At 48.3% G+C, this 25,014-nt stretch carries 30 protein-coding genes and 2 pseudogenes; 10 read left to right on the plus strand and 22 right to left on the minus strand.

All coding sequences use genetic code 11. The features are described from left to right. Positions 1–27: 27 nt before the first annotated feature. The 4 genes from METBU_RS0106970 to METBU_RS0106985 all read left to right on the plus strand — a co-directional run bounded on the left by METBU_RS0106970 (position 28) and on the right by METBU_RS0106985 (position 2,416). Entirely contained in the window at positions 28–1,092 is a 1,065-nt protein-coding gene (locus tag METBU_RS0106970; RefSeq protein WP_017839929.1) for a beta-ketoacyl-[acyl-carrier-protein] synthase family protein, read from the plus strand. Next, positions 1,093–1,374, plus strand: a complete 282-nt coding sequence (locus METBU_RS0106975) for a hypothetical protein (protein WP_017839930.1) — start codon at positions 1,093–1,095, stop codon at positions 1,372–1,374. It begins immediately after the preceding gene. A gap of 48 nt (positions 1,375–1,422) precedes the next feature. Continuing rightward, a complete protein-coding gene (locus METBU_RS27980) occupies positions 1,423–1,572 on the plus strand; it encodes a hypothetical protein (protein ID WP_175421671.1) in 150 nt (49 codons plus the stop codon). 259 nt (positions 1,573–1,831) lie between these two features. Continuing rightward, the gene (locus METBU_RS0106985; RefSeq protein ID WP_014147662.1) at positions 1,832–2,416 is read left to right on the plus strand and encodes an esterase/lipase family protein; all 585 of its coding nucleotides are present in this window, start codon (positions 1,832–1,834) and stop codon (positions 2,414–2,416) included. A 122-nt stretch (positions 2,417–2,538) separates the two neighbouring features. Here the strand turns inward: METBU_RS0106985 and METBU_RS23525 are convergent, their stop codons facing one another. The 4 genes from METBU_RS23525 to coxB are packed head-to-tail and all read right to left on the minus strand — an operon-like array spanning position 2,539 to position 6,929. Continuing rightward, the gene (locus METBU_RS23525; RefSeq protein WP_017839932.1) at positions 2,539–3,381 is read right to left on the minus strand and encodes a cytochrome c oxidase assembly protein; all 843 of its coding nucleotides are present in this window, start codon (positions 3,379–3,381) and stop codon (positions 2,539–2,541) included. Next, positions 3,372–3,725 carry a hypothetical protein gene (locus tag METBU_RS0106995; protein ID WP_017839933.1) on the minus strand — a complete coding sequence of 118 codons (354 nt, stop codon included), beginning with the start codon at positions 3,723–3,725 and terminating at the stop codon, positions 3,372–3,374. The genes METBU_RS23525 and METBU_RS0106995 overlap by 10 nt, the downstream gene beginning before the upstream one ends. After that, positions 3,725–6,241 carry a cytochrome c oxidase subunit I gene (ctaD, locus tag METBU_RS0107000; RefSeq protein WP_017839934.1) on the minus strand — a complete coding sequence of 839 codons (2,517 nt, stop codon included), beginning with the start codon at positions 6,239–6,241 and terminating at the stop codon, positions 3,725–3,727. Before ctaD ends, METBU_RS0106995 begins: the two co-directional genes overlap by 1 nt. After that, positions 6,228–6,929 (minus strand): cytochrome c oxidase subunit II, encoded by a 702-nt coding sequence (gene coxB, locus METBU_RS0107005; protein ID WP_235726386.1) that lies wholly within the window; start codon positions 6,927–6,929, stop codon positions 6,228–6,230. The genes ctaD and coxB overlap by 14 nt, the downstream gene beginning before the upstream one ends. Positions 6,930–6,968: 39 nt before the next feature. Between coxB and METBU_RS0107010 the strand changes: the two genes are divergently transcribed. After that, positions 6,969–7,421, plus strand: a complete 453-nt coding sequence (locus METBU_RS0107010; protein ID WP_017839936.1) for a DUF2231 domain-containing protein — start codon at positions 6,969–6,971, stop codon at positions 7,419–7,421. 33 nt (positions 7,422–7,454) lie between these two features. On the opposite strand, the gene METBU_RS0107015 is transcribed toward METBU_RS0107010, so the two are convergent. From METBU_RS0107015 to METBU_RS0107090, 16 genes are all read right to left on the minus strand, one after another. Then, a complete protein-coding gene (locus tag METBU_RS0107015; RefSeq protein WP_017839937.1) occupies positions 7,455–7,859 on the minus strand; it encodes a CopD family protein in 405 nt (134 codons plus the stop codon). A 575-nt stretch (positions 7,860–8,434) separates the two neighbouring features. Then, entirely contained in the window at positions 8,435–8,632 is a 198-nt protein-coding gene (locus METBU_RS0107020) for a hypothetical protein (RefSeq protein WP_017839938.1), read from the minus strand. 328 nt (positions 8,633–8,960) lie between these two features. Continuing rightward, entirely contained in the window at positions 8,961–9,593 is a 633-nt protein-coding gene (locus tag METBU_RS0107025) for a hypothetical protein (RefSeq protein WP_017839939.1), read from the minus strand. Positions 9,594–10,284: 691 nt separating this feature from the next. Beyond that, positions 10,285–10,683 (minus strand): lysozyme inhibitor LprI family protein, encoded by a 399-nt coding sequence (locus METBU_RS0107030; RefSeq protein WP_017839940.1) that lies wholly within the window; start codon positions 10,681–10,683, stop codon positions 10,285–10,287. A gap of 274 nt (positions 10,684–10,957) precedes the next feature. Continuing rightward, positions 10,958–13,351 carry an EcoAI/FtnUII family type I restriction enzme subunit R gene (gene hsdR, locus METBU_RS0107035; RefSeq protein ID WP_017839941.1) on the minus strand — a complete coding sequence of 798 codons (2,394 nt, stop codon included), beginning with the start codon at positions 13,349–13,351 and terminating at the stop codon, positions 10,958–10,960. Positions 13,352–13,521: 170 nt separating this feature from the next. Next, the gene (locus METBU_RS0107040; protein WP_017839942.1) at positions 13,522–13,818 is read right to left on the minus strand and encodes a type II toxin-antitoxin system RelE/ParE family toxin; all 297 of its coding nucleotides are present in this window, start codon (positions 13,816–13,818) and stop codon (positions 13,522–13,524) included. Beyond that, positions 13,819–14,019 (minus strand): addiction module protein, encoded by a 201-nt coding sequence (locus METBU_RS29210; protein WP_017839943.1) that lies wholly within the window; start codon positions 14,017–14,019, stop codon positions 13,819–13,821. Positions 14,020–14,315: 296 nt separating this feature from the next. Beyond that, positions 14,316–14,534, minus strand: a complete 219-nt coding sequence (locus tag METBU_RS0107050; RefSeq protein ID WP_017839945.1) for a type II toxin-antitoxin system HicB family antitoxin — start codon at positions 14,532–14,534, stop codon at positions 14,316–14,318. A gap of 95 nt (positions 14,535–14,629) precedes the next feature. Next, entirely contained in the window at positions 14,630–14,755 is a 126-nt protein-coding gene (locus METBU_RS29215) for an AbrB/MazE/SpoVT family DNA-binding domain-containing protein (protein WP_017839946.1), read from the minus strand. Next, positions 14,752–15,918, minus strand: a complete 1,167-nt coding sequence (locus METBU_RS0107065; protein WP_017839947.1) for a restriction endonuclease subunit S — start codon at positions 15,916–15,918, stop codon at positions 14,752–14,754. The genes METBU_RS29215 and METBU_RS0107065 overlap by 4 nt, the downstream gene beginning before the upstream one ends. Next, on the minus strand, positions 15,918–17,420 hold the full coding sequence (locus METBU_RS0107070; RefSeq protein ID WP_017839948.1) for a class I SAM-dependent DNA methyltransferase: 1,503 nt from the start codon (positions 17,418–17,420) through the stop codon (positions 15,918–15,920). The genes METBU_RS0107065 and METBU_RS0107070 overlap by 1 nt, the downstream gene beginning before the upstream one ends. 343 nt (positions 17,421–17,763) lie before the next feature. Beyond that, positions 17,764–18,297, minus strand: coding sequence for a GNAT family N-acetyltransferase (locus METBU_RS0107075; RefSeq protein ID WP_017839949.1), 534 nt, complete (start codon positions 18,295–18,297; stop codon positions 17,764–17,766). Beyond that, positions 18,294–18,563 (minus strand): type II toxin-antitoxin system TacA family antitoxin, encoded by a 270-nt coding sequence (locus tag METBU_RS0107080; RefSeq protein ID WP_026130084.1) that lies wholly within the window; start codon positions 18,561–18,563, stop codon positions 18,294–18,296. The genes METBU_RS0107075 and METBU_RS0107080 overlap by 4 nt, the downstream gene beginning before the upstream one ends. Before the next feature lie 191 nt (positions 18,564–18,754). Next, positions 18,755–19,012 carry a type II toxin-antitoxin system HicA family toxin gene (locus METBU_RS29115; RefSeq protein ID WP_138767133.1) on the minus strand — a complete coding sequence of 86 codons (258 nt, stop codon included), beginning with the start codon at positions 19,010–19,012 and terminating at the stop codon, positions 18,755–18,757. After that, positions 19,009–19,218 (minus strand): type II toxin-antitoxin system HicB family antitoxin, encoded by a 210-nt coding sequence (locus METBU_RS0107085; protein WP_017839951.1) that lies wholly within the window; start codon positions 19,216–19,218, stop codon positions 19,009–19,011. Before METBU_RS0107085 ends, METBU_RS29115 begins: the two co-directional genes overlap by 4 nt. 82 nt (positions 19,219–19,300) lie before the next feature. Beyond that, a complete protein-coding gene (locus METBU_RS0107090; RefSeq protein WP_026130085.1) occupies positions 19,301–19,882 on the minus strand; it encodes a peroxiredoxin in 582 nt (193 codons plus the stop codon). Between the two features lie 40 nt (positions 19,883–19,922). Here METBU_RS0107090 and METBU_RS27985 point away from each other — a divergent pair, with 40 nt between their 5' ends. Continuing rightward, positions 19,923–20,081 (plus strand): hypothetical protein, encoded by a 159-nt coding sequence (locus tag METBU_RS27985; RefSeq protein ID WP_175421670.1) that lies wholly within the window; start codon positions 19,923–19,925, stop codon positions 20,079–20,081. 113 nt (positions 20,082–20,194) lie between these two features. Here METBU_RS27985 and METBU_RS23535 read toward each other — a convergent pair whose 3' ends face one another. Beyond that, entirely contained in the window at positions 20,195–21,373 is a 1,179-nt protein-coding gene (locus METBU_RS23535; RefSeq protein ID WP_017839954.1) for a transposase, read from the minus strand. A 200-nt stretch (positions 21,374–21,573) separates the two neighbouring features. Between METBU_RS23535 and METBU_RS28685 the strand changes: the two are divergent. Beyond that, positions 21,574–21,996, plus strand: a pseudogene (locus METBU_RS28685) (putative toxin-antitoxin system toxin component, PIN family). Next, entirely contained in the window at positions 21,993–22,202 is a 210-nt protein-coding gene (locus METBU_RS0107110) for a hypothetical protein (protein ID WP_014148599.1), read from the plus strand. The pseudogene METBU_RS28685 and the gene METBU_RS0107110 overlap by 4 nt, the downstream one beginning before the upstream one ends. A gap of 14 nt (positions 22,203–22,216) precedes the next feature. Here METBU_RS0107110 and METBU_RS23545 read toward each other — a convergent pair. Then, a pseudogene (locus tag METBU_RS23545) lies at positions 22,217–22,675 on the minus strand (IS5 family transposase); the annotation flags it as partial. A 649-nt stretch (positions 22,676–23,324) separates the two neighbouring features. On the opposite strand from METBU_RS23545, the gene METBU_RS28965 reads away from it, so the two are divergent. After that, the gene (locus METBU_RS28965) at positions 23,325–23,867 is read left to right on the plus strand and encodes a reverse transcriptase domain-containing protein (protein WP_201764846.1); all 543 of its coding nucleotides are present in this window, start codon (positions 23,325–23,327) and stop codon (positions 23,865–23,867) included. Further along, positions 23,845–24,600 (plus strand): reverse transcriptase domain-containing protein, encoded by a 756-nt coding sequence (locus METBU_RS28970; RefSeq protein WP_201764847.1) that lies wholly within the window; start codon positions 23,845–23,847, stop codon positions 24,598–24,600. Before METBU_RS28965 ends, METBU_RS28970 begins: the two co-directional genes overlap by 23 nt. The last annotated feature ends 414 nt before the right edge of the window (positions 24,601–25,014 follow it).

Raw genomic sequence — 25,014 nt, forward strand, 5'->3', positions numbered from 1 at the left:
GCCAATAAACATTGTAAGGAATTAAATTTGAACCCCATCCGTTATATCAATAATATATTCACCCTGGAAACAGGCATTTTTAATTCAAACAACGACCTGCTTGGTTATTACGAAGAAGCTGTAGACAAGCTGGACATGGATGTAGAGGAAAAGGAAAAACTGCACAAGGCGGTTAAATATTTTCTCGTTGGGCAACGCACCCGCCGCGTTGTAGATGGTTGGCTGGACTTTAAAAACTTTGACGAAAAAGCCGCCGGTTTCGAACGGGGAATCGATGAGTCTATTGCCGGTCTTTCCTTACAGCTTTCTGAAGCGTTTGCCGATAAAAATATTTCGTTTGATGCTGTGTTCACCATCAGCGCTACCGGTACTATTATGCCAGGGATCAGTTATCGTTTAGCTCGTCATTTGCCGGATTTGATTCGCCCCAACAGTTTGATTATAGACTTAGGCCATGTCGGCTGTACCGGTGGAGTAAAAGCCTTGAATCTGGCTAAATCTTTAAGTTCAGACTTTAAAAATATTTTAGTGGTCAGCATCGAAGTGCCTTGTACGTTGGCTAATTTACAATCCAAAAAGGTAGATGTTTGGCAGGGTAATTGCACTTTTGGCGACGGCGCGGCTGCGTTGTGGATTTCCTCTGATGCAGAACAAGGCGACATGGCGCTGGAGCTGGAGCAGATTCACTACACCCAAAAAGCCCAACAAGGACTGGATTTAATCCATTGGGGTTATGACGGTTATTACAGCTTTGAACTGGCTGATGAAACGACTTTTAACCGAGATGTGCAAGCGTTTGTTCTGGAAGTGTTAAAAGAAACCGAACAGACCTGGCGCAGCAATAACCAATGGGCGATTCATCCAGCCGGTATTCTGCTGTTGTTAAAACTCAGCAAAAAACTGGGCTTGCCGCGTGGTACTATTGCCCCTTCTGTCGCACATTATGAAAAGTTTTCCAATATGAGCAGCGCCAGCATTATGTATATTCTCAAAGAGATTGCCAAAGCAGAAAGTCAGAATCAGGCTATCAATCTGCTGACAATGGGCGCGGGTTTTAACGTAATTTATGGTTGTGTAAGAAAGGTACGCTAAATGAATAAAACAGAGATTTTACAATTTATGCAAGATTATATTGTCAACAATACTACACATAAAGATATTGCCGACATTGCTGACTATCGTATGTCAGAGCTGTTGACCAGCAGTCTTGATATTGTTTATTTTGCGGTAGACCTGGAAGAGGTTTTAGGGTTTGAGGAAGACACGCTCAATATTGAAGAATGGGTGGATAAATTTGAAAAAATCACTTTTGACAAGTTAGCTGAGCAGCTTGAACAAATGGTTGTTGATATTAAAGGTGCAAATCAGGCTTAAAACATTTTTTGATAGCGGATTATGAACAGTTCGGATATTTTAAACTTCATGCAAAGTTATATTGCCAGAAATACACCGTATAAAGAAATTGCAGAAATTAGCGCTTATCAAATAAAAGAATTGCTGATCAACAGTCTTGACACAGTTGATTTTGCAATGGATTTGCATCGCTTTTTCTTGGCGGGGCGAGTTATTTAATCCGCCCCGAACGTTTTGGTTTGGCTTGGCCACGTTCGAAACGTTCAGGACGGGGTTACAAACCCCGCCCTGTTCAGCAGAACAAAAACAGACTTAATTAATATACCTTTCGCACTTCAAATTTCGGCAGTCCATAAGGAGGCGCCGGGGTGCTCGGCAAAGGCTTTGCCTTCATGGGATCTATTCACGGCGTCCTTTGACGGACACCCTGGTGCCGAATTTTGATCTGCGATGGGCATATAAAGGGAGACAATTAAAAATGAAGGTCATACTAGTTCACGGTATATTTGATACCGGCCGTGTTTTTAAACATATGACCTCTAAGCTTGAAGCAAGCGGGCATGAATGCCACGCACCTAATTTAAAACCGTCCAACGCCGAATTAGGCATCACTGATTTATCGATAAAGCTAAAAAATTATATCGATCAACAAATTAGCGTAGACCAACCTATTGCTATTATCGGTTTTAGCATGGGGTGTATGGTTTCTCGTTATTATCTGCAAATCCTCGAAGGACACGAGAGAACCAAGGCTTTTTTTGCTATATCCGGCCCACATTACGGAACGATGACAGCTTATTTTTACCCAAGCAAAGGGGCAAAAGATATGAGGCCAAATAGCCGCTTTCTCGCTGATTTAGCAATTACTGAAAATAGACTCGAAAATATTCAGCTCTATTCGTATAGAACACCTTTCGATGCCATGATTGTTCCGTCAAAAAGCTCTGATTGGAAAATTGCTAACAACAAACGGGCTAATGCGATTGTGCATAGCCTCATGGTTAGGGACAGGTCGGTGATTTCGGACATTGTTAAAAATCTTCGGCGGCTAGAAGCACGTTAGCCAAGCAGGGCGAATTAGTGTTCATGCATACCTTTCGGACTTCAAATTTCGGCAGTGTCTGAGGAGGCACTAGGGTGTGCTGCCCCTCACCTAACGCTAGGCGAGAGGGGCCAGCATAAAGCCTACAGAGACGTATTCACGGCGTCCTTCGACGGACACCCTGGTACCGAATTTTGATCTACGATGGGTATACACTTCGTAAATAAGCGCAGACTGCACCAGCCGCCAGCAAGAAGATAAAATAGGCCTCCCGGCACCCACATGATCAAACCGGCCAATTGTTGGTCTTGAATATTGAGCAAATCGTTGTAGAACGGAGTTTGCGCGAAGGTCAGCAAGGCTCCGAGCATGCCGGTGCTCATTAGCGTTAACAATAAAGCCGGCAGCACGGTTAAGGTGCGCCTTAGCAAAATCGACCACCAAAATAAGCCGGAGGCGAATGCGAAACTCAAGTGCTCGGCAAGATGCCACCAGGGACTCGCCAGCGCCAGATTATAAAAAACCGGCGTATGCCAGAACCAGATTACGAGACTTTGCAGGATACCGGTCCGCAACGGGTGACGACTCAGCCTTAAAAAAGGTTTCCACAGCCGGATGCCGATTCTTCCACTTACGGCAAGCCATTGCGGCAAAGGCCGAGCCAATACATAAAGCGGGGCGATAACGACCAGTATCAGCATGTGTTGAACCATGTGCAGGGTCGAGCTTTCATCAAGCCAACCGCCCGTACTGCCGAACATCGTCATGACAGCGAGGAGACTGGCTCCATGAAACATCAACCGGCGGTTATTTGTAGGCCGGATGCGACCGGCACCGACGACATAGATCAACCAAAGAGCGGCCGGCAACAGTCCGCCGAGCATGGCAGAAAAAAAGTCTTCATCTGCGTTATCGTCCCAGCCATGAGCATTTGCAGGATTAACTAGCGAAGCCGAGACCGCGAACAATGCAAGCCTTACAAACATGGCGGTAATAGCAGCGAGATGAGCCCCTGGCTGAGCGTCGTGACGGCGCCCAACAGATTGATGCCGGCGCCCAATCCGGCGATAAACGTATTGATTTCGGAATCGGCTTCATTGCTGCCGATTCTCGCCGCCCGCCAACAATTATTTGCCCAAAACAACAGCAGAGCGGTTACGGCTACGGAACCGCTCAACAGCGTCGCATTGATCCAAGTGAAAGCCCCTTGTTCGACAGGAGGCGGCAGTTGTTCGCAGAATAATACCAAGGCCCCGTACTTCACGATAAACCAGACTATCCAGACAATTAGCCCCAAAGTCAGTTGCATTGGATGATACGTTGAAATCATCAGGCGCTTCTCCAAGCAATAGGCAGCATGATGACGGCGAGAAAGCTTAGCCAGAATACGGCGTTCGTATAAATCCACCAGGGTTTCACGACTGCAATTTCATAGGGCGCAGTCTTGCCGACATAGCCATAAGCTACGCGCTTGGCCTGCAGCGCCGTCATGATCACGGCGAGTCCGCTGTGAAACAATTGATACATCAGTATCACCGCGATCACGGCATCATGGGCTGTTTGTGTTGCAACCAGAGACGAAGCCGACCAGGCCCAGATGAATACACAACAATGAGCCAAACCGATCACCGCTATGCCCCATAATTGACCCTGCAGATGATCATCCCTACCCGCGCGCAAGCGGCGCACGATAAAATGATGCCAAAATGTTGCGACCGTAAGCAATACACCACTGATCAGCAACGGCAGCCAAGCCAACGGCGCCGTATCGGGCGCTTGCCAGTTCGGTGCCACGACCCGCAAGTAGAGCCAGCCGAAAAGTATGGCCAAAAACAGCGCGCCGTCGGCCAAGAGCGTTACGACCATGCCCCACAAACCGGGGCCGTTGAAAGTGCGCGAATGCAGTGGCGGATAGCCGGGTTTCACAGCAGAATCCGCTTCAAGATATACGCAGTTTTTCCAAGACCAGCTTAGCAGCAACAACAGGCTGGCTACTACCGCGATCAGGGCCATGCTATAGGTGCGGGTCAAAAGACTGATACATAGAACAGATAACGCCAAAGCCGAGTAAAAAGGCAGCCAGGAATTACCGGGCAGATGAATGATTTCGCGGATAGCGCCGGACACCGGGTCCGAACCCCAGGTCTCTCGCCTGCCATGATCGATCTCCGATAACCCGTGATGTCCTTCGGCTATCGTTGTTTGCAGATCCGGTTGATCCCACATCGGATGCCGCATTGGACAGTCCGGCAAGCTGATGAAATTATAAGGTTGGGGCGGCGTATCGGTCGCCCATTCGAGCGTATCGGCCCCCCAAGGATTAGATCCGGCAGGGCGTCCGAAGCGAAAATGCAATACGATATCGAGCAGAACCATCGCGATACCCATAGCCATGATAAAACCGCCCACCGACGACACGCTGTTAGGCAGTTCCCAGCCCATTCCGGCTTGATAAGTGTAAACGCGCCGCGGCATACCGAGAAACCCGGTCAGATGCATCACCAAAAATGTCGTGTTAAAACCGACAAACGTCAGCCAGAAGCCCCAGCGCGCGAGTTTATCCGACGGCATTCGCCCCGAGAAATGCGGCAACCAGTAATAAAGCCCCGCCAGCAAAGGAAAGAGCATGCCGCCGACCATCACATAATGCAAATGCGCGACGACGAAATGCGTGTCGTGCACCTGCCAGTTAAACGGCACCAAGGCCAACATGACGCCGGTCAAGCCGCCTATCATGAAAATAAATAAAAAGCCGACCAGCCATAACATCGGCACATGGTAAACGGGCCGCCCCGTCCACAATGTCGCCAGCCAGGCGAACAATTGAATACCGGTAGGAATCGCCACCAGCATGCTAGCCATCGAGAAAAACGCCTGGGCCAACTGCGGAATCCCGACCGTAAACATGTGATGCACCCACAAACCGAAACTGATGAACCCTGTCGAGATAATGGCCAGCACGATCCATCGATAGCCGACGATGGGTTGGCGCGAGAATACCGGCAACAGGGTCGAAACGATACCCGCGGCCGGTAAGAAGATAATATAGACTTCGGGATGGCCGAATAGCCAAAACAGATGTTGCCAGAGAATCGGGTCGCCGCCCCGTGCGACATCGAAGAACGGCATGCCGACAGCGCGTTCCAGCTCCAACAGGATGCTGCCTAGTATCAGCGGCGGAAAACCGAATACGATCATCAGCGCCATGACCAGAATGTACCAGCAAAAGAGCGGCATATGCAGCAATGCCATGCCGGAAGTGCGTGTGCGCAAAATCGACACGGTTAGTTCGATGCCGGCCGATACCGCCGAGATTTCGATAAACGTGACGCCGAGCAGCCAGAAATCGACGTTCGGCCCCGGCGAGTAAACGTTGTTGGTCAAAGGCGTGTACATAAACCAACCGCCCGCCGGCGCGATGCCCAACACTAAACTCGACATCAAAATCAGACTACCAAATAGATAACACCAGTAACCGAAAGCGCTAAGACGCGGAAACACCAAATCGCGCGCGCCGATCATTTTCGGGATCAGATACATCGCCAAACCTTCGAGCACGGGCACCGCGAACAGAAACATCATGACCGTTCCATGCATCGTAAACAGCTGATCATAGAGTTTCGGTTCGATGATGTCCTGTTCGGGCAATGCCAGTTGCGTGCGCATCAGCATCGCGAGCAATCCGCCGATCAGAAAGAAGATGCCGCCCGTGACCATGAAGCGAATGCCGACCGTCGTATGGTTGACGATGGTCAATGCATGCCAGCCGCGCGGATTGCCCCAGACCTTGAGAAATTCATCGTGCAGAGCGTCCCTAGTCTTTCGGGTTTCATTATTCGTATTCATATGCCTCCAGCCACGCTTCATAATCTTCAGGCGTATGAACCTGAACCTCCAGCAGCATGTGGGCGTGGCCCACTCCGCAAAATTCCGCGCACTTCCCTAATAATTGCCCCGGCGCATCGGCTTCGATCCGCAAGACATTGGTGCGCCCCGGAATCATATCGATCTTACCGGCCAACCTCGGCACCCAGAACGAATGAATGACATCGGAACTGGTCACATGGATATCGACCGGCGTCCCTGCCGGCAGATGCAGTTCGTTTATCAGCACGATATCGGTATCGGGATAGCGGACCTCCCACCACCATTGGTGCCCGATGACATCGATATGCGGCACCGACTGTCCGGCAACGGGCAAAGGCAACATGCGATAGCCCATCGGAATGCTGAAGCTTAGCAGCGCGACGATGCCGGCGATAGGCAGCACCAGTCCGCCGCCGATGATCCAACTCTGATTGATCCTATCGGCTTGCGCTTCGGTGAGCGGTCGCGGTTTACGCCGCATCGCATAAATCCATAAAGTCATGACGACCAGCAATACCGTAACCGAAAAACCGAACATCCCCCACCACAGCCTGCTTACGGCAAGCGCCGAGGGTCCTGCGGGATTTAAAATGGATTGAGGACCGCTGCAGCCGCTCAGAAAACTAAGAGTGATAATTAGCGAGGGTAAGGTTAAACTTGGAATCATCGTTGATAATTCCGACTTCAACCGAGAAAGGAGAGCGTAATGGCGAAAGAACCCATCATCAGCCGTATGTCCATCGGCGGACATCCGATCCACCCGATGCTGATCCATTTCCCGGTAGCCTTTTTGCTCGGCTTGGTAGGAGCCGATTTGGCCTATCTCTATACGACGGACCCATTCTGGATTCGAGTCGGTTTGTGGCTGTCGGGTCTTGGCAGCTTCGGCGGCTGGTTTGCCGGGCTGGCGGGCTTCATCGATCTGGTATTCGTTCCGCGCATCCGAAATTTGCTTATCGCTTGGATCCATGCACTGCTGGCGGTCATGACGCTGGCGCTGGCTTCGTTCAATTGGGCGTTGCGCTTTTATGACGAAAGCGGCTTCGATTTTTGGTATTTGTATATTTCGCTGCTGACGGCGGCGCTGATTGCCGTCACCAGCATGTTGGGCGGGCAACTGGTTTATGGACATGGCGTCGGAGTTCATTCCGAACCTTGATATAGTCACCTTGAGATGTCTCACAGTTAACTCCTAAAAAGGCTTGGTCAACACAACCCAAACGATTGCCGGAATGGATATCGCTGCCGTAATTCCGATTGCTACGCACGGCAGGGTGAAATTTTTATCGGGCGCTTGCTCGGTACGAATTAGAATCCAGCCGGTAAGAGCATGACACATTACGAGTATCACGACCAGGATTAGCTTCAAAATAAGCCATCGGTCGATAATGCCGCCGGTTAGGAACAAGCCAGTACCCGATGCGATCGCGACCAGCGCGGCCGGCGTCGCGAGACTGCTGAAGACTTTGAGCGTCAAGGCTTGGTGGCTTTCCTCTTCACTATCAGAATAAACACCCGTCATCAACGCGGGCAGATAGAGCAATGATCCGCACCAACAGATCACAGCCGCTATGTGTAACAGTAAAAGCCAAAGCATATTGTTCCCCTTCGAGGTTTCAAGTTTTTCCTATACCTTTCGCACTTCAAATTTCGGCGATGCTTAAGGAGGCGCCGGGGTGCTAGGTCGATTTTTGCTCCTGCAAAATCGACATTCACGCCATCCATGGCGCTCGCTAAGGCTTTGCCAGCATGGATGCTGGCATAGAGCCTACATGGACGTATTCACGGCGTCCTTTGACGGGCACCCCGGTGCCGAATTTTGATCTACGATGGGTATAACACCTTCATTAAGGTTAGTTAATTTTCGAGTATCAAGGGAGTCAATTCAAAGTCCTTCCTGATTAGCAAGTTTTTTCAGCTAAAACCCAAAAACCAGCATGTCCCTGGCAGGACGGGGTTTGCAACCCCGTCCTAAACGTTTTGACGTTGGCCGAAGTCAGCCGAATTGTTTAGGGCAAACCGAAACGTTGGGGACGGGTTAAATAACCCGTCCCGCAGAAGGGCACGACTTTGGTACGCGCAGCGTACCTACCCTACAATTTATGTATAACGATGAGCGTTGGAGCATGGCAGCGATAAGTGGATGTGAATAATTACTCAAGAGTTATGCAATTAGTTTCGCGTATAGCGATGTTTCACACCTGCGGGAAAATAGTCGGGATCGGCAAAGGCATGTAAAGTCAGTTTGGGCAGCTGTCTTTCGGCCGGCGTGTAATGAGCGAATTCGCTGTTCAGGCGTAATAACTCCCGACGAATCGATTCCGCGATCGCCGGCGCCATGGCTTCGGTCGCATTGATGTCGGGTAACAATTCCCTGGCAGGACGGGGTTTGCAACCCCGTCCTAAACGTTTTGACGTTGGCCGAAGTCAGCCGAATTGTTTAGGGCAAACCGAAACGTTGGGGATTTTTGAATAAAACCCGACCTCCGCTGATCGAACGAAACCCGGTTGTTTTCTGGAAAGGCGTAGCGCTGATGCTCAGTCTTATCATCGTTGCATTGCTGATCCATTCAACCAACGGAGGTAGGCTAACCTATGGACTATGCAAAGTTTGAGTGGCGATAGCCATTAGCTCCAACCGCCGGATGCGGAAAACTGCATGTCCGGTGGTGTGGGTGGGATGACGGGCGCAATCCCGTCACGCCGACCCGGCCTTAGCTGATACCCGGCGCCGTAGCTTTGCTGCAAAACCCAGTAGACCTAACCCCAAAAGCTCAAGCGCACCAGGAGCCGGAACCGATCCGGTCTGCCGATCATTAATGGTATAGGTCAGCGAAGTCAGGCCATTGTTCCACCCGTCTGGACCGAAACGGACCTGAAAGCCTGTCGAAGAAGTGACATTCGCTGTAACGCTGAACGGAGAAGTAGCAAGTATTTCTGCAGTACCCGTTAGAACTGCATTATCTAGATCATTAAGATCGAAAATGGACCAAGGCACTGATGGATTTCTGTTTAGATAGTTTCCAAGATCAAAGGAAATCAGGGTTAGTAAGGCGCCGCCGAGTGGTTCTAAATTGAAAAAGCATTCGGCTGTCGCATTAGTTCCGCAGTAAAACGCATCCTCTCCACTATAGCCGCCGCTCCACTTACGCATGTCGCCACTAACACTCCAGGTGAAATTTATGTCAGCTGTGTCGCCGAAATCATCCGTAACAGTTCCCCCTGTGAAATCGCTGGGATTAAGCGTGATGGGTGCCGCATAGCTTGCGACCGAAAAACCGAGACCGCCGACTAAAATAGCAGACGTAAGCAGGGCCTTGTTGAATAGCATTGAAGCCTCCTAATGACAAGAATACGAAAAAATAAAAAAGATATCTCTGCACTCAGGTTAGTTGCGAACATGATCGATATCTTTCAAAAAGGGTTGAACAATTATTAGCCTCACGGTCCTAACTTTGGTCGGCACTGGATTTCTAAAATTAATTGCTTTAACCCCTACGAAAATTTAAAGCAAAAATCGTACCTTTCTTTATTGCATTGATTTTTATAGATTATTTTTATGCTGCGACAAATATTGGCTAACTATTGTAAAATTTATCGACAAATACTAAAAACGGGATTGCAATAAGGACAAAAAATGGCGGTAAAAGAAAAAAGTAAATATTCAGACCCCTTTTTGAAAAAGAGGGGTTAGGAGAGATTTTTTAAATAAATCCCCCTTTTTCAAGGGGGATGCAAAGTTCCAGCTTGTTTTTAACGTAGGGGTCTGAATAATTACAAAGAAAATGCGGTCAGATTTTGTACTAAACGCTATCTCCAAAGTCGCGTCTAGCTTGGGCTAACAGCCATTCGACAGACTAACACTTACGATAAAAACTTAATAAAAATAATGTAAAATTTTTTGACACCAACCCGTAACCCGTAAGGCGGACTCGCTTTAGCAATCCGCCATTAGAGGCTTGCTGATTCATGGCGTTTTGCTGGCGCGAAAACGCCCTACGGTACTACGGTGCTGAGTGGCATCACCTCATAGACCTAATATTTTCCAGTTCTTTGGCTCGTTGAGCCGTTTCAGTCATGAAACAATCGTTGGCCTGAACACGGGCTATTGATCCACCATCAGGATCATCATAAAAATGGCAATTCGCCTCGCGGTATTTCAACCAAGCCCGTTGCGCGTCTCGCAACGCGGTTTTGCGCTCTGCCGAAAGCGTTCCCATCAATTCATTGTAGACACGATTAAGCCGCGTATCTTGCCGCTGATCTTCCTCAGTGATACAGTCAATCATGTTCATCGTCACGCCACCCGATTGATCCATGCAAATAGAAAACTCGGGGTTAAGTTCAGTATCGGCGCTAATGGCTGATTGGCTTAAAGCCAGTAATATAAAAGTCCAAGCTAGGTCAGTTCGATTGCTCATGGGTGTATCCGTAGACTGTCTGAATTTACATTTTTACACAACCCGAGAAAATCTAACACCCCAGATATTCGCATACCGCCGCAAACCTCTATTCCACGTCAAGCATTCCCATACTTAGCTATCACCACACCACCCCGACCAATAAAATCCAGACAACTGCTAAGATTTTCATCATCCAAGCCGTCGCGACATAAGTTGGCTAATCGCCCGTAACTTCAGTATCAACGTAGAATCAACAAGTCTCTGATGGCGGATGGCTAAAGCGAATCTGCCTTCAGTATAAATCCTGCTGAAACCCCACAAACACTTCCCGAATGTGCCTCACCTCGCCCAGTTCGTTAACGGCATCATGGAGGCTGTGGTATTTCAGCTCGATCAACTGCGGCAGTTTTTCCAGATCCAATTCACCGACACCGCGTTCAACATAGTGGCCGAGCACAAACTGTAGAAACTCCCGTTGCGGATAATCCGGGTAATGGTTAAAAATAGTCGCGCGATGCGATTCGACACGCTCGGCGCGGCTGAGCGGCGGCTGATTAAACGCAATATAGGCGAGCACATCATAGAGATCGCTTTTCTCGGCATGGATCATGTTGCCGATTTCCCGCAACTGCTCCATGCCGTAGCCACGTTCTTGCAGCCCTTCAAGCAGTTTCTTGCGGGTTTGTGGCTGGCCCCAAAGTCTGCGCAGTTCATCTTCGTTTTTGAATAATTCCGGCAATTGGCCAAACAGACGCTCGACAAATTGCGCGGCTGACAGGGGTTTTCCATCCGGCCCCCAGAAGCTGGTGGAACTCATGTATTGAATCAATCGTTCTTTGCCATCGGCCAGCTTGATCTTCACTTTAACCGTCTTCTTACAAATACAAGGAAATTCACCGCAATAAGGACAAAATTCCGGCTCCGGCCGATCGCACTCACACGGGGTCCGTCCGCATATTTTGCAGCGCTCGGGCGGTGTTACCGCGCAGGTACAGGGAATATTGCCGCAGCGTTTGCAGACTTCCGGTTCCAACGGCTCGCCGTCCCATTCCGGGTCGTTGAAGTGCTCATAGGCCTTTACAAAATCATAAATGGTGAAATAGTCCTTGCCGTCAAACAGGCGCGTGCCGCGACCGATAATCTGCTTGAACTCGATCATCGAGTTTATCGGGCGTAACAACACTATATTGCGGATATTACGCGCATCCACTCCGGTCGAGAGCTTCTGCGATGTCGTCAGAATGGTGGGGACGGTTTTTTCATTATCCTGAAACAGGCGCAGAAAACGCTCGCCCTCGGCGCCGTCATTGGCGGTTACCCGCACGCAGTAATTCGGATCACTACTGGTTTTATACTGGTTAATCAAATCCCGCACGGCCAGGGCATGTTCCTGAGTGGCGCAGAACACCAGCGTCTTCTGGTTCGGGTCAATCATGTCCATAAACAGTTTCACCCGGTAGGCTTCGCGCTCTTTAATCTCGATTACCCGATTAAAGTCATCTTCGGTATAACGCCGGCCTTCTTCTATTTCGCCTTCAATGAGCGTGTCATCGGGCGTGTACACATAATCGTCCAGCGTGGTGGCAATCTGCTGTACCCGAAACGGGGTAAGGAAACCGTCGTTAATGCCCTGTTTCAATGAATAGACATACACCGGCTCGCCAAAATAGGCATAGGTATCGGCATTGTGTTTGCGTTTGGGCGTGGCGGTTAAACCCAACTGCACGGCGGGCGAGAAATACTCCAGAATGCCGCGCCAGTTGCTCTCGTCATTGGCACCGCCACGGTGACATTCATCGATAATAATCAAATCAAAGAAGTCCGGCGGATACTCGCCAAAACTGGGCAGCGAATTGCCTTGGCTATCCTGGCCCGACATAAAGGTCTGGAAAATGGTAAAAAAGAGGCTACCGTTTTTCGGCACCTGGCCTTTCTTGCGGATGGTTTCCGGATCAATGCGGACCAGCGCATCTTCCGGAAAGGCGGAAAAGCTGTTGTAGGCCTGATCGGCCAGAATATTGCGATCCGCTAGAAACAGAATGCGCGGCCGTCGATTGGGTTCCCTGCTTAAATTCCAGCGGCTGTGAAACAGTTTCCAGGCCAGTTGAAAGGCAATCGCGGTTTTACCGGTGCCGGTAGCCAGCGTCAGTAATATGCGTTGCTCGCCCTCGGCGATGGCTTCCAGAGCGTTATTGATCGCATTGTGCTGGTAATAACGCGGCTGCCAGAAACCGCCCTTATCTTCAAATGGCACTTCGCCGAAACGTTCACGCCAGGGATTCGGTTTGGCGAAGGTCAGCGCCCATAACTCTTCGGGCGTGGGGTAGCGATCGACATAAGCCTCCTTGCCGGTGTGCATGTCAATCTGATAAATACCGACGCCATTGGTGGAATAGGTAAAGCGGGTTTGCAGGCGCTCAGCATAGCGCTTAGCCTGTGCCACGCCTTCGGTATCTGGCAGGCTTTGCTTTTTCGCCTCGATAACGCCCAGCTTCTGGCCTTTATAAAACAGCACATAATCGGTAATATCCTGCTTGCCGCGTTTGCCCGCACCCTGCAAGCGCCCCAAGGTAATCACCTCACGCCGCACCCGGCTGCCGTCCACCACGCCCCAGCCGGCGGCTTTTAACGCGGGGTCGATCAGTTCGGAGCGCGTCTCTGCTTCATTAAGGCCAACTTCGATCATGAGGTGTTTTCCTATCGCAATCAAAACTCAGTCAAGACCGTATCCTATACGATATCAAATGACGAAGTTCCGCTTTCTCGTCATGAGAAGGACAGACCGCCCAACGCTTGCCATAAACGGCGCGAGGAACGAGCGACCTGCAAGCGGACGGTGTGTATTTAATGGCTTGTTTATGTGCGGCTGGACCAAGATGTAGGATCTTTACGCACATGAAAAACCGCCGTGATAATTATTCTTTTACCTTGAACGAAGTAGAAAGCACGATAAGGGAACCTGCGTATTGGAATCCGTCTTAATTCTTTGTGAACTTTACGGTAAATAAGTGGGTTTCTTTGAACCTTATCTAAAGCCTCTTCAACACATAGGAGAAAATCGTAGCCAAGACCCTCTCTCTTCTCTTCATAGAAACGGAAATGCTCGCCAATATCAAATTCGGCTTCTTTCCGAAGTGTAAGCGCGTAATTCATTTACTTTGAAAGTATTCGCGCTTTAACACTTGACCACGGAGAACCTATATCTTGGTCGATTTCGAACGATTTCAATCGCCGGTCTAGCTCCTCCTTCTGGGACTCAGTGAGTTCAATTATCGCATCTTCCGCGATTACGCTGTCCCACAAAGCTTCGGCTAGAATAATTCGCTCAGATATTGTAAGTGACTGTATTTCCAAAGTATTTACCTCAGACAGAAAATATATTGCATGATTTTATCACAAGTCAGCGCTGAGACTGCTAGGCAATAAGGACATAACGTTGGGGTTAACCGGCACCGGACTCACCCCGCTTTGGCGTATCCGGCACGAGGGTGATCGGGATCGGGACTTTTAATCAAACCGGCATCAAGTGCTTTTTTGATGACAAGCGAAGTTTGAGAAGCCTCTACTAGCAGTATCATTTGCGGCAGTTGTTGCAACAGCTGAGGAACGCAGCAATGAGCCGATCAGGTGCAGCGACTTGATCGGCATTTCTATGTAATCTCATAAATAACGGGACGATACATTGGAGGAGGAATGTGCTTTCCGTTTGCTTTTGCAGCGGCTAACCAACTCTCTTTGGCTACCAACACTTCTGCCAAGGCTTGAGCCGGTGTTTCAGCAAAAGCTGAGCACGCCTTAAGATCCGGAATATCAGCGATATATCCCTCGTCATCTTCACTATAAAAGATATTGATATGATAGTCTTTCATCATTCTTCTCCAATTTGGAGGTTATGTGCTTCAATCAATTGCAGCATCTGCTTCCGAAATTGGAGGCGCTTCTGCTTTTTCATCATTTTCCCTAACTATTCTTTGATTCGCCCCTGATATGACATGACCTGGACTTTTTGCCCTGGAACAATTCCCATAGATTCGCAAATTTCTTTAGGAATGACAATCGGATACTTCGGAGACACAGCGACAACAATCATGCCACCGCCTCATCGATGAGTTTGTCAGGTTTTGCGGTGAGTTCGCCGGAGAAGGCTTTTTGGAGTAGGGATTGTTTGAGTTCTTTTAGGGAGTTGAGTTTTTGTTGGTAGATGGCTGCAAGCTGTTGTGTTCCCTCACCCATGGAGTCTAACCGACTAACGATATCACTCTGCTCTTCCTCACTTGGCATGAGAAGGGGACATTTCAAAATATCATTCTTCCTTAAATTAGTCTGATTTTCTCCGTTATCAAAACTCAATAAATATGGATGTCGATTCAAATGGTAATAGAGATATTTGGTAACGAAATTTGATGAACGTATGCAGCATATCCGCTGGTTCAAAGTATATTTTTTATCCACATCGACTAGGAAGCATTTCGCCAAAGCTTTCCCTTTTGGAACATCACTCATCACCATTGCAATATCCTTAGTTAGCAAAGCAAACAATTGATTATCTGTCATTTTGAAAACGGCACCATCCGAAGATATAAACTTAGAATTAACTACCACGAATTTTCCACTTTCATTAATACACTTTTCGTGCGCCTTACCATTGTAAAACTCACATGAGTCACCAAGGGTAGTTTCTTCCCAATCTTCACCACGTTCCGAGAAAACCGAATTCAAATAACTCTCAAACAACTCGCGGGCATTGGCGAGGTTTTTTTCGGTGTTGGCTATCGCGGTGTCGATGCCGGCAAAGGCTTCATCGAGAATGGCGACGATGCATTTTTGTTCATCAATTGGTGGGATGGGAATATCAAATTTAAGCACTTCATTGACATTAGCCCTTGGCATCCTCGCGCCAGTACAAGTACGGTTAATTTCTTTTACAACCTGTTCACTTGTTATCCAGTAAAAAAGAAATGACTTATCAAGCTCAGATTTTGGTAGAAGTGGAAAAATCTCTGACGAGCAATGCCCTTCAAAATCCGGTAACAGCACTTTATTAAGGTAAGGTCGCAAACGCCCATAAAGTAGATGCTCAGGTGTAAAATGAAAAGTTGAGCTTCCTACTTTCTTTGGCTCTCGACTTCCTACAAATTTACCTGTGCCGCTTACTATGTCTTCCATACCAACATACGGTAACTCACCATCTTTGTACTTTGTCTTTTCAATAACACAGACATCGCCAAGGCTAACTGTCTTCCACCCATGCATCAAAGCATCCCCCGAATCCCTTCCAGTATCTCCACGCTCTCCGCATCCAGGGTTTCGATCTCGTTGATAATCACTTCCGGATCGCGCAGCGGATCTTCTTCCACTTTATTGGGATTCTTCACCGACAGGTCAAAGCTGGTCGGGTCGATGTCCTTAATACTCACGCTCCAGGACTTATCCGAATCGGCAAAAGTTTTTTGCAGTTGCACAAATTCTTTCAGGTCGTTGTCGTTGAGCGGATTAGTCTTGCCCAGACTGCGGCCGGGGTCGAGGTGGTAATACCAGATATTGCGGGTCGGTGCGCCCTTCTCGAAAAACAGCACCACGGTTTTGACCCCCGCGCCTAAGAAGGTGCCGCCGGGGCAGTCGAGAATGCTGTGCAGGTTGCAGTTTTCCAGCAATTCCTGACGCAGCGCTTTGGAGGCGTTGTCGGAATTGGAGAGGAAGGTGTTTTTAATCACCACCGCCGCACGGCCACCGGCTTTGAGGTTCTTGATGAAGTGCTGCAAGAACAGAAAAGCGGTTTCGCCGGTTTTGATCGGGAAGTTCTGCTGTACTTCTTTGCGCTCCTTGCCGCCAAAGGGCGGATTGGCCAGAATCACATCGTAGCGGTCTTTTTCCTGAATATCGCTGATATTCTCGGCCAGGGTGTTGGTGTGAATAATATTCGGCGCTTCGATGCCATGCAGAATCATGTTCATAATGGCAATCACATAGGCCAGGCTTTTCTTTTCCTTGCCGTAGAAGGTAGTGGTTTGCAGCGTGTTGAGCTGGCCGGTGCTGAGGCTGGCACCCTTGCCGCCTTCATTACTCTCACCGCTGCCCTCAGCCTCAAATCCGCCATAACGCAGGTAGTCGTAGGCTTCGCAGAGAAAGCCCGCCGAACCGCAGGCGCCATCGTAAATGCGTTCGCCGATTTTGGGGTTAATCACCTGAATCATGGCGCGAATCAGTGGCCGTGGCGTGTAATACTCGCCGCCATTGCGCCCGGCATTGCCCATGTTCTTGATTTTGGCTTCGTAGATATGCGACAGCTCGTGTTTTTCTTTCTGTGAGCGAAAGCGAAGCGCGTCGATATATTCCAGCGCATCGCGCAGCGAGTAGCCGCTGGTGAAGCGGTTTTTGATCTCGGCGAAGATTTCACCGATCTTGTATTCGATGGTAGCCGGGCCGCTGGCGCGTTGCTTGAAGCCTTGCAGATAGGGGAACAGGTCGCGATTGACGAAATCGATCAGGTCATCGCCGGTCAGGGCGTTATTGTGGTCGAAATTGCCTTTGCCGTCCTTGGGTGCCGCCCAGCTCGACCAGCGGTGCGGCGCATCGATGATGAATTCGTAGCTTTTGCCCTGTAGCTCGGCCTGCATGGCCTTGTCCTGCTCCAGATCATCCAGGTATTTGAGAAACAGCATCCACGAGGTCTGCTCGGTGTAATCCAGCTCAGTGGTACAACCGGCCTCTTTCCAGAGTACATCGTCGATATTTTTGAAGGTTTGTTCGAACATTCGGATCCCTGTTGTTATTTTGGTTTGTCTTGCCGGGTTGTGAGGCTGTAGAGCTAACGCCGCATTAAGGGGCAGACAACGCATACCACCTTCTGCGGGACGGGTTATTTAACCCGTCCCCAACGTTTCGGTTTGCCCTAAACATTTCGGCTAGCTTCGGCCAAAGTCGAAACGTTTAGGACGGGGCTGCAAACCCCGTCCTGCTAGGAGTACGTCGTCGATATTTTTGAAGGTTTGTTCGAACATTGGGTCCCTGTTTTTAGTTTGGTTTGTCTTGCCGGGTTGTGAGGCTGTAGTGCCATGCGTTGGCTATCCCTCTTAAATTCTTTGTTTTGTTCGTAACCTATTGGCTGAAAAGCTGTTCTACCGTTTTCATCGGTAAGAACATACGGATGCGTCCATTGTGTTCACACAAGACCTCGAAGCCGAACTTCGCATAAAAGGCTTGTGCTGAATCGGTCAAGCAGTCGACAACAATTGCATAAGCTCTCATATAATGGTTCACATCCCACAAGTATTTCAACGCGCGAATAAGGCAAACTTTACCAAGTCCCGCACCATGAAACTCTTTATGCACCGCTAATTGTGCAAGCAAGAAAACAGGTACCGGATATTTAGGAAGTTTTTTAGCAAGTTGTGCCGGCAGCGTCTCACGACTAATTGAACTTGGAGCAACGCTATAAAATGCGCAAATGGCAAACTGTTGGTTTAATAATGGGTGGGCACTTGGCAAAACCATTGTGCGGCTGATCCCCGCTTCCATATGCCTTGCTGCTTGAGTTTTGATAAACGTGTTTAGCTCTTGCACGCCACAATCAAACGAGTTGCGATCATGTTTTGATTTACTGAGTTCTACGAACTCTTTGCCCCAACTCACTCAATGCCGCTCTCTTCTGCAAATTTAGCAGCATCCAGTAGAGCTCGGTTGGGCGCTTTTGCTTTATCACACGCTGCAATAAATTCATCAAACACACTGTCTTTGACTGCAATACTTTCATGTTTTTCAATAACATGAGTTGCGTCTTCGTTTATTAGCCTAACAACGTACTCTGTTAGGCTTTTTAACCCAAGCAAAGCTGAAGCTTTTTCCGCTTTAGCCTTGATTTCTTCGTCAAGTCGAATATCTAAACGAGCTGTAGCCATAATACCTCCCATGTACGGAACAATTCCGTAATTATTGGCAATTGTAGACCCTATTTTAGATACATTCAATCTGTACGGATAGCTGACGGAATACGATAGAATTTAACAGGTCAGATAAGGAGCGCCTAAGGCTGCTTGATCTGATTGATGGCGTTGCGTTTGGTACTGTATGTCGTTTTGACATGCACAAGCTACTTATCTGACCCGATGGCTCCGCGAAGCGGAGCATTAGCGGAGTCCGCTGGAGCGCTAGGGTAGGCGTAGACAGTTTCATATCCCCAATTTTGCCCCTTGATAAGCCGACAAAGACTCTCTTTTATTTCGGAATGTCTTGGAACCGGAGTTTGTTTAACATTTGCAGGATTTGCATAAATATCGTGCTTATTACCATGACGTTTAAGGTAACAGCCCGCTTCAACCAACTCTCTAATAAAGTTTCCTCGCTTCACGCTACTTCGACCAAGACTTCTTTTATTTGTGATACTGGGTGGTTAGTTTGCACCTCTTCTTCCATTAACAGTTTATAAGCATCTTCAATATTTTCTTCCAGCTCCTCTAGTGTCTCACCTTGGCTAAATACACCAGGGATTTCCTTAAGTTTGCCAACATACCATCCATCATCTAACCAATATTCGAGAGTAAATGCACGTTTCATATTTATATCCCATTAAAAATTGACCTCAATTCTGTTGTTCAACACAAAATTCTTAGCTCCCGCTCTCCGGTTGAGCGCTGGGTTAAGCTTGATTCTCGGAGAGCCAAACCATCACCTCAATAACATTTTTATCTGGTGGAAAGACAGGATAAAAACATTTTTTAATCATTCCACTTTGGGTAATGAGAGTCAATCTTTTGAGCAATTTTAACCCTTCGACTTCAAGCAGAGGCAATTTCAAACTTGAGGAAAAATAATGATCGGCATCGCTCAAAAGCGGATAAGGCAGCTCTAAACGACTAGCAGCTTCTTTTTGTATCTCTGATGATTGAGCACTTATGCCGTAAATACCTACGTCATTACGGTTGAATTCAGTATGGTTTTCACGAAATGAACAGACTTGTGGCGTACACCCAGCGGCACCGGGAATTTGAACCCAGCCTTCTGGGATGGCAAATCCTGGGCGACCTGTCATTGGATAGCAGAAAATTACATTCCAACCAGACAAGCGGGATAGATTGATTTCTTGATCATCAATTGACCATAGAGACACATCGGGCAGCAGCATGTTTTCCAGATGTTCACACGCCCCATCATTCAAAGGAATTGGCAAATCCCCTGGAATAGAACGAAGTACATCGGGTGGAAGTTGAATATTTGGCACAGTAATTTTCCAAGAAGCCTAACGAATAAGGTTAGATTTTGTGAGCAACGCGAACCAAAATCTAACCTTATTCGTTATGATCGTCTTTTCCAACACCACACCGGTCATTACATTGAGCAGCATCCAGTCCTTGAAAATTTTGCCGAAATCATTCGGTGAAATTCATTTGGTTCTTGAAGTCATTACCTGTAAACATTGACCGGCGATACCAAAGACGGCGTAATGGACATTCCTCGTAAACCCATAGCGCAAGTGTGCAAAGAAACCGGAATCGAGTTTAGTAGTCACGACCCTGATTGACTGACAAAACTCTTAACTCCTTAATGGCATAGCAAAAAGGAAAATACGGCAGGGTAAATCATCCATCCAGCGGGATCGATCGGGTTGCCGTTTACTCGCCCGAGCGGGCTCGGGGTCGTGCAAAGCGTGCAGAACTAGACTGTCAATGATGGCATCACCGCGAGCGCAAGCTCGCCGGATCCAATCCCAGCCGATACGGGCATAGCTATAACCGCGAAACCAATGCGGATCGACACACCGCCGCTTGCCTGAGGCAACGACCGCACCCCCTTGGCAAACCAACACCAAGGTGGCGACAGCCATGATGAAACAGAGCCTTTGAAGTACCTCGGTTTCGCGCAATTGCGAAGACTCCCACTGAAAACCGTTGGATTTGTGATCCAAAAAGCCCTCTTCGATGTTGAAGCGCCGCCCATATTCATAGAGCGTATCGCCATTTGTGGGCTGGTCGCTGACGATGATCCATGGTTCTTTCGCGCCCCTTTTTCCCAGCCGACCACCAAGTGCGCCGGGGATATGCGCACCGGTCACCCCGACATGGTGGTAATAACAAACTTCCCCGGCTAGCAATCGTAAGGTCAACTTGCGGTAGCCACTGCCCGTTTTTTGGTAAAACCCGACGGAACGCTTGCAGCGAATACGCGCGTGCCAGCCGGCCGTCTTGCGAATCCAATTCAGCAATTCGCCATGTAAAAAGCCACGATCCGCCAGCAAGATGATCTCTCGTTCCGGAAACAGTCGCGCCGCAAACCCCAATACGCCTCGGTAGTCTTTGAACGCCACGCTCGCACTGGGATGTTTCATCACTTTCCAAACTAATGGAATCGACCTCCCACGATAAACCAGCGCCAACTGGATCACGCAGAACGTGTCCCAGAGCATCGAAGTATCTAAGGCGACCAGCAACGGCTCTTCCGCCACGTCCTTCAGAGCCTCCCGCAATAATGCCGCATACAAACGCAACACATCGATACGCCCATTCGTCAGCCAACGCTTGAAACGTCTCTCGACGCTTTGCGCCATTTCCGCACGGCTAACGACATAAGGCGACCACTTACTTAGACTGATCCAACCACTGGACAATAAACCCAACACCATCCAAGCCACGGTATACAGGTGCCGTCTATCGCGCCATGGCGCATGGTGCAATAATTTCAAGATGCTATCGTATAAAGGCGTGCTCTGTTTCATGTTTCGCTTCCTTGCTAGAACCGGTCAAATATCGATATTATCTCCTAATCTTTTCGACTTTTGAGTTTTGTCAGTCAATCAGCTAAGCTGACAGTCAATATCGAAATTCACCTTTTTACGTGACTGATAGGTGGCTGTCCTCCGGCATTGGATCATGTCATTGCTAAGTTTAGTGGTTGCAGCTATGCTACCGCATACTTATGAAAATTGCCGTAGATACCAATATTTTTTTGGCGGCCTGTTTAAGCCAAGGCTCTGCTAACGCGGTGATTGCTGCTTGTTTACGAGGTCAGGCCATTCCTTTAATGGGCACGGCATTGTTTAACGAGTACGAAGATGTAATGGCCCGGACAACTTTATTTCAACGTAGTCGTCTGAGTGCTTAAGAACGTAATGAGCTTCTAGATATTTTCCTCTCGGTTTGTCAGTGGGCACGAATCTATTATGGCTGGAAGCCGAACCTACCTGACGAGGGTGATAACCATTTGGTCGAGCTTGCGGTTGCCGGTAATGCGCAATTTATAGTAACTCGTAATCTTCGTGATCTATCCGGAATGGAATTGAATTTTCCGCATTTGACTGTACTGACACCTGAAGCATTTTTGAAGGAAATAGCAACATGACAGCACTGACCGTAAGACTACCCGACGACAAGTACCGTCGCCTTAAAGAGGTGGCTCATCAGCGTGGCATCAGCGTCAACCGTCTGATCGACGAAATGGCCACTTTGATGCTCGCCGAGTTGGATGCTGAAACTCGTTTTTTAATTAGAGCGGAAAGAGGCCGTGGAAACTTGGCGCGAGGCTTAGAATTACTTAAGAAAGACTAGGGGCTGTTGCCGTTTCACATAGGTAACCATAAAAAAGCGCAAGCTAAGGCCACAGAAGCTTCAAAATTTCGTTTTAGCTTGTCATATCGTGTAGCAATAGCTCTGAAATGTTTCAGTCTTGCAAACACATTTTCAACGAGGTGACGATATTTGTAGAGACACCAATCCATATCATCATTCCCTACGTTTGAATTCTTTTTTCTTGGAATGACAGGAACAGCTCCTTGGCCTTGAATCTGAACATGTAGTGGTTCACTGTCATAGCCTTTGTCAGCAACGATATAGTCAGCTTTAGGCAGTTCAGCGACTAAGGTTGGCGCTTCTTTACAATCATGAACTTGGCCACCTGTTACTGTAAAGCGGATGGGAAGACCACAGGCATCAACAGCCATATGAATTTTGGTCGTATTACCCGCAACAGATTTACCAATCGCCGATTCTTGCCCATAGGCCGGACCGCTACTATGCTGATGGTAAATATTCAGTCCCCGTGCGACAAGCGAAGCTTGTCATTTCTGACAAGGTGAAAGTCCTTGTATGGGAAATCTAAGGATAGATTTCATAAGGTTTAACCAACCACCATTATCGAGTGTTGCGTCTCCGGCGGAGCGTTGCTAGCGGTTACGACTGTGGCAAAGGCGAACAAAGGTCAGGCGAAGCGTACACAGAGAACTGTGTAGGTTACAGGGGATACGCGCATCCCTGAAGCTGTTTTAGTATCGTAAGAATAGAGAAGCAAATGGCGACGTTGTGGGGTCAACGGAAGCCAATACAAAGGAATCGTTTTGGTAAGATTCCGGAGGGTTTGCCGGTATTGTAAAGCGTGACATGTACAGAGAGAAATGACAAAGAACTTGTGAGACCCATAAAGTTCCTGAGCGAACGACAAGGTATGCGGAGTTTAGCCACATCCGGGGAAACCCAGATCCAGAGGTAACCGAAACCTAAATCTTAGCGACAGGTAAGCCTACCCAACCGAAAGAAGGATGGCTGAAGACCGTATGGGAGTCAGATTCACTCATAGTACTCGGCGCGTGGGAGAGCCACGTACAGGGGAAAGGGGTGGACTGAACTGCGTAGCCTGCAAAGGCCAACTTCAACCGGACATGAAGGACTGGAACAATGAAGCAAACCTCCCTGCAGGGGATAGCAAACAAAGCAGCACAGGATAACACTTACCGATTCCGGAATTTATTTGGGATGTTAAGCGTTGGTTACTTGTTCTGGTGTTGGGATTTTATCAACAGGAAAGCAAGTGCGGGAGTGGATCGAATCGACGCGCAAGCCTACGAGGAAAATCTGCTCGTGAATATTGACCAATTGGTACAACAAGTCAAAGCAAAGACCTATCGGGCAAAGTTGGTTCTTAGAAAATACATTCCCAAAACAGGAGGTAAGTTACGGCCACTGGGAATACCCGCAATAGCGGATAAGCTACTCCAGCTTGGAGTCGCTAAGATACTGGAAGCCATCTACGAGCAAGACTTTCTAAACTGCAGTTTCGGATACAGACCGCGAAGAAGTGTACACAATGCCATAAAAGAGTTAAGCAGTGCGCTACGGACAGGTTGGTATCATCATGTCGTTGAAGCTGACATAAAAAAGCTTCTTCAGTACTATCGATCACGAACTGCTACTGGAAATGCTGGCAACGCGAATAGATGACAAACCCTTCCTGAATCTTATCCGTAAATGGCTAAAAGCTGGGATATTGGAAACCGATGGACAAGTCATCCACCCGATCACGGGAACGCCCCAGGGAGGGGTTGTTTCGGCGATTCTGGCTAATATCTATCTCCATCATGTATTGGATGTATGGTTTGAGGAAAAGGTACGGAAACATTGCACAGGACAGGTCTATTACTGTCGCTATGCGGATGATTTCGTCTGTGCCTTTCAAAATGCAAGAGATGCCAAACGTTTCTACGAAGCGTTGAGCAAACGATTAGGTCGTTATGGATTGCAAGTTGCAGAGGACAAGACTCGGATTATTGAGTTCAGTCACTGTAAAGCGCGAGCCAAGACCAAGTTTGATTTTCTGGGGTTTGAATTCCGTTGGGGTGTTAATCGGTGGGGAAAACCCACCTTAAAACGTCGTACCTCTCGAGAAAAGCTTCAGGCATCATTAGCTAAGCTCAAAGAATGGTTCCGAAAATACAGTGGATTACCGAAGAAAATCCTATTTGCCAAGCTAAATAGGAAACTACGGGGTTACTATAATTTCTACGGTATTCGAGGGAACAGCAAAAGCTTAAGCAGTTTTGCATATCGAGTAGGGCAACTCTTCTATAAATGGCTGAACAGGCGTAGCCAACGCAAAAGCTATAATGTAGTTGGGTTCAAAGCATTACTTAAAGACTTTGAATTAATCAAACCGAGGATATGCCATGATTTCTAAGAATACTTGTGCGGCGAATATGTGCGAAGTGAGCAGTTCAGAAGAGCCCGGTGCGGTAATTCCGCACGCCGGGATCTGTGAGGGGGGCAGTTGGGTAACTGGCTGTTCTACCTTGATCTCTTTGAAAAAGAGGGGCTAGGGGAGATTTTTTAAATAAATCCCCCTCAATCCCCCTTTTTCAAAGGGGGAGGGCAATATTGCGGTAATTTGCCAACGGGGTCTGAATACTTACCATCGTGATGATCCTTAACGGGTTCCGGTTTTCAATGGAGCGACGTTTTGCGTAATGGGTGAGGTGTGACCTTGTATTTAATCAGCAATCTTAAAGATTGCCGTCTTCATGGTCTTGGCTTCAGGATTGATAGAGCCGCCGGTTATGTCATTGTCGGTTTATAATTCGCTAATGCCTTGAAC

Origin of the sequence: Methylotuvimicrobium buryatense 5G, from assembly GCF_000341735.1 — a bacterium.
GTDB classification, from domain to species: Bacteria; Pseudomonadota; Gammaproteobacteria; order Methylococcales; family Methylomonadaceae; genus Methylotuvimicrobium; species Methylotuvimicrobium buryatense.